The sequence below is a fragment of the Geminocystis sp. GBBB08 genome (assembly GCF_016743215.1).
Taxonomy (GTDB): domain Bacteria; phylum Cyanobacteriota; class Cyanobacteriia; order Cyanobacteriales; family Cyanobacteriaceae; genus Geminocystis.
In genome coordinates, this window is record NZ_VRZC01000144.1 from 1 (window position 1) to 10000 (window position 10000).

Annotated in this window: 6 protein-coding genes and 2 pseudogenes; 5 read left to right on the forward strand and 3 right to left on the reverse strand. The window is 32.1% G+C overall.

Going from position 1 to position 10000, the window contains the following annotated elements:
- Positions 1 to 2229 (forward strand): annotated as a pseudogene (locus FWJ34_RS15250) (hypothetical protein); the annotation flags it as partial.
- A gap of 86 nt (positions 2230 to 2315) precedes the next feature.
- On the forward strand, positions 2316 to 3074 hold the full coding sequence (cobA, locus tag FWJ34_RS15255; RefSeq protein ID WP_308256196.1) for a uroporphyrinogen-III C-methyltransferase: 759 nt from the start codon (positions 2316 to 2318) through the stop codon (positions 3072 to 3074).
- Between the two features lie 44 nt (positions 3075 to 3118).
- On the opposite strand, the gene FWJ34_RS15260 is transcribed toward cobA, so the two are convergent.
- A complete protein-coding gene (locus FWJ34_RS15260) occupies positions 3119 to 4195 on the reverse strand; it encodes a hypothetical protein (RefSeq protein WP_308256197.1) in 1077 nt (358 codons plus the stop codon).
- A gap of 185 nt (positions 4196 to 4380) precedes the next feature.
- Here FWJ34_RS15260 and sixA point away from each other — a divergent pair, with 185 nt between their 5' ends.
- Positions 4381 to 4875, forward strand: coding sequence for a phosphohistidine phosphatase SixA (sixA, locus tag FWJ34_RS15265; RefSeq protein ID WP_308256198.1), 495 nt, complete (start codon positions 4381 to 4383; stop codon positions 4873 to 4875).
- A gap of 108 nt (positions 4876 to 4983) precedes the next feature.
- Complete coding sequence (locus FWJ34_RS15270; protein ID WP_308256199.1) at positions 4984 to 6123, forward strand: citrate synthase; 1140 nt, start codon at positions 4984 to 4986, stop codon at positions 6121 to 6123.
- Positions 6124 to 6233: 110 nt separating this feature from the next.
- On the opposite strand, the gene FWJ34_RS15275 is transcribed toward FWJ34_RS15270, so the two are convergent.
- Complete coding sequence (locus tag FWJ34_RS15275) at positions 6234 to 6437, reverse strand: hypothetical protein (protein WP_308256200.1); 204 nt, start codon at positions 6435 to 6437, stop codon at positions 6234 to 6236.
- A 167-nt stretch (positions 6438 to 6604) separates the two neighbouring features.
- On the opposite strand from FWJ34_RS15275, the pseudogene FWJ34_RS15280 reads away from it, so the two are divergent.
- Positions 6605 to 6748 (forward strand): annotated as a pseudogene (locus tag FWJ34_RS15280) (AI-2E family transporter); the annotation flags it as partial.
- A gap of 99 nt (positions 6749 to 6847) precedes the next feature.
- Here FWJ34_RS15280 and sbcC read toward each other — a convergent pair.
- Entirely contained in the window at positions 6848 to 9826 is a 2979-nt protein-coding gene (gene sbcC / locus FWJ34_RS15285; RefSeq protein ID WP_308256201.1) for an exonuclease subunit SbcC, read from the reverse strand.
- Positions 9827 to 10000 lie beyond the last annotated feature (174 nt).

The following is a 10000-nucleotide window of genomic DNA, read 5'->3' on the forward strand; positions in this document are numbered from 1 at the left end:
GAGGTAGATAACTTAAAATATAACTATATCTATAGTTGTACAAATATTGCTAGGAAAAATTTATATTTTTATGATCAAAAAATAGATCCCATTTGGAGTTTTTCCACCATTGGTGATTATGTAGATTTAGGTTATGAAACTGAATTAGAACCTTTATTTAAAAATGAATATAATGATTCTGAAATCAATTCAATTGCTCAAAATTATCTTGAGAAAAGCACTGTTAAAGCTTATAAAATAGTTAGTCAAATATATCATCGTTATAATAATATAATTGGTGCAGCAAAAGTTGAAGCATTACTAGAAGAAGAACAAGGAAATTGGGGTAAAGCTGGGGATATTTGGAATAAATTAGGCATTTTTGATGAGGCTATTGATTGTTGGAATGAAGTTGATAAAAAATTGTGGTTAGCAAAATGGGCAGTATTATCTTCTGAAGATTGGCAAAAAAGAGGTAATTATTTTGAGGTTGAAAAAGATTATAAATTAGCTAAATTTTGTTATGAAAAAGCCGATGATTTTGAAGGTAAATTAAGATGTTTAGAAAAAGATAATCAATGGGAATTAGCAGGAGATGAATGTCAAAACAAAAAGTTAAGTTTACAAGGTGATAAATATTATGAATTAGCTGATCAATATTATCGTCAACATGATTTAACTAAATCAGCGATTAAAATGTGGACTAAATTAGATAAATGGGATAAAGTAGCCTCCATTTGGGAAGATTTGCAACAGTGGGAAAAAGCTGGTAATTGTTGGCAAAAACAGGGAGAGGTGGGAAAAGCCGCTCTGTGTTGGCAAAAGGCTCAAAAATGGGCTTCGGCTCAAAAATGCTGGGAAGAATTAGGAAATTGGCAAGAATTAGCGTTATCCTATGAATCTGAAGAAAATTGGGATTTAGCTGCTCAAAATTGGCTCAAAATCGCTGAAACGGAAAAAGCTGCTTTCTGTTATCAAAAGGCTAATCAATGGCAAAATGCTGAAAATTTGTGGCGAGAATTGGGTTATTGGGGTTTTGTAGCAATAGCATTACAGCAACAACATAAATGGCAAGAAGCTGCTACCGCATGGAGTAACACCAATCCCCATGAATTAGAAGCATTATGTTATGAACAATGTCAAGAATGGGAAAAAGCTGAAAAATGTTGGTTAGAAGCCAAAAATTGGACAAGGATTATTTTAACCTGTGAAAAACAAGGAAAATGGCAGGAAGCAGCCGAAAGTTGGGAAAATTTGGGAGAATGGCAAAAAGCAGGATTAGCATGGGAAAAGATTAATGAATTAGAAAAAGCCGCTTTATGTTATGAAGGAGGAGAATCTTGGCAATTAGCTGAAAAATGTTGGCGACAGTTACACAAAAACGATCATATTGCTCATATTTTAGAAAAACAAGAAAAATGGCGAGAAGCCGCTGATATTTGGGAAAAACTAGAAACATGGGAAAAAGCCGGTAATTGTTGGCAAAATCAAGGAGAAATAGAAAAAGCCGCACTTTGTTATGAAAAAGGAAAATATTGGCCACAAGCCGAAGATTGTTGGCAAAAACTAGAAAATTGGGAAAGAGTTGAAAATGCTTGTAAAAAACAAGGGCCATGGCAAAAAGCAGCATTTGATTGGTTACAGGTGAATCAACTAGAAAAAGCAGCCCTTTGCTACGAAAATTGTCAAGATTGGCAAAAAGCAGCGAAATATTGGCAACAATCAGGAAATTGGGAAAGATTTGGTTATGCTTGTGAAAAACTCGAAAAATGGCAAGAAGCGGCATCGGCTTATTTAAGGGCAAATAATAACGAAAAAGCAGCCTTTTGCTATGAAAAAGCTGAAAATTGGAGTAGTGCAGAAGAATGTTGGCGAAAACTATGGAAATGGGAAAAATTAGCCATCGTTTGTGAATATCAACAAAAATGGCAAGAAGCCGCTAAAGCATGGTTATTAATTAACGAAATCGAAAAAGCCGCTATTTGTTCTGAAAAATGTCAAGATTGGGAAAAAGCAGAAGAATGTTGGCGAAAACTGTCTAATTGGCAAAATTTAGCTACGGTTTGCGAATATCTCGAAAAATGGGAAGAAGCGGCACAATTGTGGCAATATCTCGAAAAATGGGAAAAAGCCGCTTTAGTTTGTCTCAAAATGGACGATTTGGAAACGGCGATTAAATACTATGAAAAAGGTGGATATACTCAACAAGCTTCAGAATATCGCAGACAATTATTGATGAATAATGAGTAATTAGTCACAGACTCCAAGTAAAAAATTTTTTAAAATAGTCTCTCATCTGTCAAGAGGAATAAAATAGATTGAATTCAGGTAGTGAAATGATCATAAATGAGTCTCAAAAAGTTGGTAAAGTTTATCTTCTCGGTGCTGGACCTGGTGATCCAGGATTATTAACCATCAAAGGTAAAACCCTGTTAGAATTGGCCGAAGTAGTGATTTATGACGCTTTGGTCAGTAAGGAAATTTTAGGAATGATCAATCCCTATGCTGAAAAAATCAATGCCGGAAAAAGAAGAGGTAATCACTCTTTGCTACAACTAGAAACAACTCAATTATTAATTCAGAAGGCAAAAGAACACGCTATAGTCGTACGCTTGAAAGGAGGTGATCCTTTTGTCTTTGGTAGAGGTGGAGAAGAAATGACAGATTTAATGGCGGAGGGGATTCCCGTAGAAGTTATACCCGGTATTACCGCCGGTATCGCTGCCCCGGCTTATGCCAATATTCCTGTTACTCATCGGGGTTATAGCTCATCGGTTACTTTTGTCACTGGTCATGAATCTGCTGGGAAATATCGCCCAGATGTTAACTGGAAAGCTATCGCCCTTGGTTCAGAAACCATCGTTATTTATATGGGCATTCATAATTTAAGCCATATTATCCCTGAATTGAAAGAAGGGGGTTTAGACGAAAAAACTCAAATCGCCTTGATTCGTTGGGGGACAACACCAGCACAAGAAGAATTATACGGTACTTTAGGAGATATTCTGGATCAAGTTGAAACAACTGGATTTTCTGCTCCGGCGATCGCCATTATAGGTAAAGTAGTCGGTTTAAAAATGAAGAATCAAGAATGAAGAATTTGTAAGAGTTGAAGATTGTTCAACCCATTACTTATATACTATCTTGTAGAATAGTAAAGTACGGCACCAATCCCACCATACTGTTTTAATTTTTCCGCTCCTTCACCATAGACAAATTCAATTTTTGCACCGGATAAAATAACATCAACAATCAGAGCATCAAATTCTTCGGTATCAACAGGATAAGGAAGTACGAGGGTTTTAACTCTAGCCTCACTTAAGGCTTTTTCAACCCCTTGTTTTTCAATTACCGCAGTACCATTTTTGTTAAAGTGATATAGTAAATTTTCTACTACTGTAACATCATGATCCTGTTCATAAGCATAGGCGATCGGACGAATAATCTCAGCAACTTCGCTATCAGTAAGTTTAAAATCTATGGGTTCAATGGCAACTACTAAATTTTTGACAGCCCGATTTAGAGCATTGTTGACTTTTGCCGCTTGTTGTAAATTACCGCCAAAAATAATACGGGAATCTTCTAAATGATCAATAAAATATTCATTGATTTCAGTAGCTATTTCTCTGATAAAACGAAGTTCAAATTCTTGATCACGGCGATCGTTTGCCAAAGTTTGAGATTTACGTCCAAATCTGCGAGATAATTCGTGTTCTGTTTCTATTTTTATTTCATTACTCGATCTAGTTAAAAATACTTCAACAATTCTAGCTTCAGATCCAGACAAAAGAATTCCTGAATACTCTTTATACTGATCAAGAGCAAATAAAAGATGCTTAATTTGTGGTAACCCGTAGTAAATAGAAGTTTTGAAAGATATAGGTAAATCAACGCCGATGATGTCATTAAAATCAGTGAATAAAACTACAGATTTTCCCGTTGGTTTTTGAGTTTGTAAATAATTGAAAATCTTTTGTTCAGTATCTGACCAAATTTTCTGATTATCCCAACGCTTGATTTCTTGAGGATCTAATTGTGACTCAATTCGTTTTAATTCGTTTTTTAACTCAATTTGCCACGCTGGTTGTTCTCTCCTATTATCGGGATTTGTAGAATCAATATTTACATAAATACTTAAAATTGGATTGTTTTTATAATCATGAGTACTAACAAATTCACGAAAAGATTCAAGTATTGGAATTATATCTGTTGTCATTTTTTTATATTAATTGAACACTTTGACCAGTAATTACATTATTGATCAAGATTGTCTGTTTCTAATTATTAATTATTCATAATTAACAATTGCTAGTTAACAGTTGACAGTTGACGATGTACAGTTGACAATTAGCTTTAATAATCAAAAAATTTTAAAAACATGACTTGTCAAGAAATTATAAGATGAAAATATATTTAATCCGTCATGGTATCGCCGAATCGAGGAATATTGAACAGAATGATTCTCAAAGAATTTTGACCAGTAGAGGAATTACTAAAACCCAGAAAGTTGCTCAAAAATTAGCCAGTCTAGAGATAAAATTTGATGTAATTGTTACTAGTCCTTATATTAGAGCCAAAGAAACTGCTATCATTCTGCAACAAGCAAAATTAACTTCTCACATTATTGAACATTCTACCTTAATACCTGACGGAAATATATTAGAGTGGATTAGTTGGTTACAAAATTCAGATTATAAACAAGAGAGTAGTATTGCTTTAGTCGGTCATCAACCAGATCTCACTAATTGGGCAGAATTAATGATTTGGGGACAAATTCACGGAAAATTAATCCTCAAAAAAGCTGGTATTATTGGTTTGGAATTATTGGATTTATCTAATCCCATCGGTAGAAGTGAATTATTTTTATTAGCCGGTCCTAAATGGATTACTACTTAGATAATTCTTAGATTATCAGTTAATGGTTTAGTATCTTCTATGACTTTTGTTTGATACCTAATGACTTAATTTCACTATTATTTTAAATTTTATTGTAGAGGAATAAATATGACCACCTGTGAATATCAACCCGGTTTAGAGGGAATTCCCGTCGCTCAATCTAGTATCAGTTTTGTTGATGGTAAAGAAGGTATTTTAGAATATAGAGGCATTAATATCGAAGAATTAGCTCAAAAAAGCACTTTTCTCGAAACCGCTTACCTATTAATTTGGGGTAAATTACCTACCAAAGAAGAATTAAGCATTTTTCAGGAAGATATTAACAATCACCGACGCATTAAATATCATATTCGGGACATGATGAAATGTTTTCCTGAAAGTGGACATCCTATGGATGCTTTACAAACTTCCGCAGCCGCTTTAGGTTTATTTTATTCTCGTCGTGCCTTAGCAAAAGAAGAATATATTAGAGATGCAGTAATACGTTTATTAGCGAAAATTCCCACAATGGTAGCGGCTTTTGCACAAATGCGTGATGGGAATGATCCTGTTAAACCCAACGATTACTTAAACTATTCCGCTAATTTTCTTTATATGCTCACAGAAAAAGAACCCGAACCTTTAGAAGCGAGAATCTTTGATGTTTGTTTAATGCTTCATGCTGAACATACCATGAATGCCTCTACCTTTTCCGCCATGGTGACAGCATCAACCTTAACAGATCCTTATGCCGTAGTCGCTTCGGCTGTCGGGACTTTAGCCGGTCCTTTACATGGAGGAGCGAATGAAGAAGTTTTAACTATGTTAGAAGAAATTGGGCGTATTGAAAATGTCCGTCCTTACATTGAAAAATGTATCGAAAATAAAGAGAAAATCATGGGTTTTGGTCATCGAGTTTATAAAGTAAAAGATCCTAGGGCGAAGATATTACAACAGTTAGCCGAGCGATTATTTGAATTAACAGGTCATGATGATTACTATGATATTGCGTTAGAAGTCGAAAAAGTTGTCGCTGAAAAATTAGGTGCTAAAGGAATTTATGCGAATGTCGATTTTTACTCTGGATTGGTTTATCGCAAATTAGGCATCAAAACGGACTTATTTACCCCTATGTTTGCCATTTCTCGTGTAGCTGGTTGGTTAGCTCATTGGAAAGAACAATTAACTGTTAACCGTATATTCCGACCAACTCAAGTATATATCGGAAAACATAATCAACAGTATATTCCCATAGAAGAACGATCTTAAGAATTAGGAATTAGAAATAAAGAATTAGGAATGAGAACAAACCCAAAGGAATAATGTTCCCATTGCTAGGTTTCGACTCAAGGAATTGAACTTATATACTTCGTTTAACTTCAGATAACATCATCATTTTTGATTTGGTGTTGATAATTGAGAATAGGTAATCTTTCACCTCGAAAAATCTCCTCACTAGCTTTACCTATATCCTCCAATATTTGTATTAATTCAGATTCTACTATTTTACTAATAATCACCGTTGGGCTAAGTAAACTTAAAGCTATAGAAGAAACGAAAGAGTTAAAGTTATCTTGATTCATGTCAGTAATTCATTATTGATAATCCATTTAAGTTAAAATTTACCATTAATCAAGCAAGAACGAGTCAAAATCTAGGTAAATTTTTTTAAAATTTTTTAAATTATTTTATTGATACTATTATCTATTGTCAGATCTCAAAATAATCTATATTTAATTCCTTAGTAAATATGAATTTTGGTCAATCAGTCGGTTTTTTATGTTTTTTAATTTCTCTTTACATTCTCTGGCAATTACGTCAATTACTATTATTAATTTTTACAGCAATTATTTTTTCCGTTGTTTTAAATCGTTTGGTAAATAAATTAAAAAAATTTAAACCTTTAAAAAACTTTATTGACGGTAAAAAAATACAGTTAAGTTGAGTTTTAGGTGGAAAGTTGGATTTTTGGGCCTGTTTCCGTCTTATAAACTTATATTCTCGTCTGAAATGCCTCTTTAAATTGTGGCATATGAGTCACGGTTAATATACAGGCAAAATCTTCCGCAATAGCATTTAACGCAGCAATTAGGCGATCGCAACCTTCTGAATCTTGAGTACCAAAACCTTCATCGATGATGAGTAATTGTAGCGCAGTGCCGGATCTTTGGGCTAAAATTCGAGATAAAGCTAAACGGATAGCAAAATTAATGCGGAATGCTTCACCGCCAGAATAGGTTTCATAGGATCTTGTACCTTGAGTGTCAGAAATTATAATCTCTAAAGTATCTTTAAATTGAGAAGAAGAGGATTTACTACGACTAGATTTAGGTTTTTGGGTTAAAAATTGGACGTGTAATTGACTGTTAGTTAAACGAGATAAAATATTATTTGCTTCTGTTTCTAGTTCAGGTAAAATATTTTCAATCATTAAAGACTGAATACCGTTTTTGCCAAAAGCGATACTTAATTCTTGATAAATACGATAGTTTTTCTGGGTTTCTTGCAATGTCTCTTCTAATTTTTTTCTTTCATTTTCTCGATCTTTTATATTAGTTAAGTATTGTTCTAATCCACCTTTCTTTGTCAATAAATTATTAATATTGTTTCGATATTGTGAACATTCATTCGTTAAATTATTTAATTCAGCAGTATAATCCGTAAGGGAGGATAATTGTTGATTGATAGTATTTAATTCTTCTTCGCCTATAATTTTTTCCTGTTGATAATTTTCGATATTAGTAATTAATTGATGACATTTTTTAGTTAATTGAGGATATTGTTTTTTAGCTTGTTGTAACTCTAAATATTGAGTTTGCCAATCTTGTAAATCGCGTAAATTTTGCCTTACATTATTATGATAATTGCTATCATAGTTAACGATTTTAATTTCACTTTCAATCTTATTAATTGCTAACTGAATCTGAGAGTTTTCGGTTAAGGTTTTTAATTCGATTTCTAACTGCTGAATTTTTGATTCTAACTCTGGTTTTCTTTTTAATAATTTATTTAATTCTTTTTGGGCATCTTTGATTTTTAACTGTTGAAATTCCACCTTTCTTAAGCTAGATTCTTCTTGTCTTAATAACGCATGATCTTTTTCATTATAATTTAACTGTAATATTTTTTGCTCAATATTAGCTAACTCTGACTGTAAGGATTGAGCATAATTTTCACTATCCAACAACGTCATTAATTCAGCTTTTTGTTGTTGAATTTCTTCCTGTTGATTATAAATATCTTCCGTTAAATATAATTGATTTTCAAGTTTAGCATAATCTTGTTTTAAACTATTTTCATTAGCTAATTCTTCATTTAATTTTCTATACTCAATTCTTAACTTTTCTAATTCTCTTTCACAATTAACTTTTTCTATTTCATAACGCCATGATTCTGATTTTATTTGTTTTTCTTCTTCTTCGGTTTTAGTGATAACATGACGTAAGTGATTTTCGTCTAATTCTCTTTCACATAAAGGGCAAATAGCATTCTCTTGATTCAACATTTCTAACTTATTATGTAACTTGACAATTTGTTTTGCTAAATTTTCTTGTTTATCTATATATCGTTGAATGAAGCCTTTTTTTTCCTCTCCTTTTTCTTGAATTCTCTTTTGATAGTTTTTATTATTTTCTATTATTTCTAGCTGTTTTTCTAAACTAAAAAATTGTTGCCTCTTAATCGGCACTTGTGCTAGTGTTTCTTGTATAGCTAATTCCTTTTCTTGTAACTGCTCTAATTTTACCTGTAACCTTGCTTTCTCCCTTTCTAACTCAGTTTTAATAGTTTGTTGTTGCTGTAAGTAAGGAGTAATTTGTAGTTGAATTTCGTCTAATTCTTTTAACCGTTGACGCAATAAATTTAGTTTTTCTAAATCAGAGGTTAACTCATGACTTTTACTAACAGTTTTTTCTAATTCTGTTTCCTGTTTGAGTAAATTTTCAAGATTAGTTTTTTCTCGTTGAATACCTAAGATTAAGTTATTACTTTCTTCCCTTAATTGTTGTACTAACTTTTGCTTTGTCTCTAATAATTGTTGATAAGTAGCAAATTTTTGACTTAATTCTTTATCTTCTTCTTTTAAATTCTGTAATTGCTCATAATTATATACAATATTTTCCTCTTTATCTAAAATAATAGCTAACTTATTAATCTCAGTTTCAAGGTTAACTTTTTCTATTTCTAACTGCTGAATTGTTCTTAATATATTATCTAATTGATGCCCTTGCCAAATTAATCTTTTTTCCCATGTTTCTCGTTGATTATGCAAACTCTTAATAGTTTCTAACTTTGTTAGTTTTTCTGCTTCCAAATCTTGAAAATATTTTAAATCTTTCTTAGTATTATCCAAATCTAATTTTATGGCTTCTTTTCCCTCTAACTTATTCTCAATATCTTCTAATTGTTGACTTATATCCTCAATACGAACTTTATATTGTTTAGCTAAATCTTTAGATTCTTCTGCTAATATTTCATATTGATCTAACTTTAATAAATCCGCCAGAATTTTCTTTCTTTCCGCAGGTTTTCTTAACATAAATTCATCAGCCCTACCTTGTCTTAAATAAGCAGAGTTAAGGAAAGTATCATAATCAATTTTTAGGCATTTAATAATTTCTTTTTGAGTTTCACTAACATTTTTACCTGAAAGAGATTTATAACGATTATTATTAATTATTTGAAAATCTAAAGTGCCACTTCCTTTTCTTTGACGAGTACGAATTATTCGATAAAATTCTTCCTTATAAATAAACTCAAAATCTACCCTTGTATTTTTTTCTCCTAAATGAATAACATCATCCTCTGTAGCTGTGCGAGTTTTTCCCCAAATTGTCCAAGTAATTGCTTCTAATAGAGATGATTTTCCCGAACCATTTGCACCGCAAATACAAGCGGTATGTAATCCTGTAAAATCTAATTTTGCTTGACGATAACTAAGAAAATTTTGAAGGTTTAATTGGCGAGGAATCATGATGGTTAAGTAATAGAAAATAAGGAATGGATATTAGATATATTCAAAGATATTCAATAAAATACCGATCAACTTATTACTTATTACTTAAATACCAAACATTCTCATAACATTAAGGCTACTTTTCCCATCATAAACAATAACATAATCTTTCTCAGTTAAATCCTGTACCAT

What these genes read in the sequence shown, in the direction of transcription:
- cobA (WP_308256196.1), top strand. Translation starts at nt 2,316, where the DNA reads ATGATCATAAATGAGTCTCAAAAAGTTGGTAAAGTTTATCTTCTCGGT.
- FWJ34_RS15260 (WP_308256197.1), bottom strand. Translation starts at nt 4,195, where the DNA reads ATGACAACAGATATAATTCCAATACTTGAATCTTTTCGTGAATTTGTT.
- sixA (WP_308256198.1), top strand. Translation starts at nt 4,381, where the DNA reads ATGAAAATATATTTAATCCGTCATGGTATCGCCGAATCGAGGAATATT.
- FWJ34_RS15270 (WP_308256199.1), top strand. Translation starts at nt 4,984, where the DNA reads ATGACCACCTGTGAATATCAACCCGGTTTAGAGGGAATTCCCGTCGCT.
- FWJ34_RS15275 (WP_308256200.1), bottom strand. Translation starts at nt 6,437, where the DNA reads ATGAATCAAGATAACTTTAACTCTTTCGTTTCTTCTATAGCTTTAAGT.
- sbcC (WP_308256201.1), bottom strand. Translation starts at nt 9,826, where the DNA reads ATGATTCCTCGCCAATTAAACCTTCAAAATTTTCTTAGTTATCGTCAA.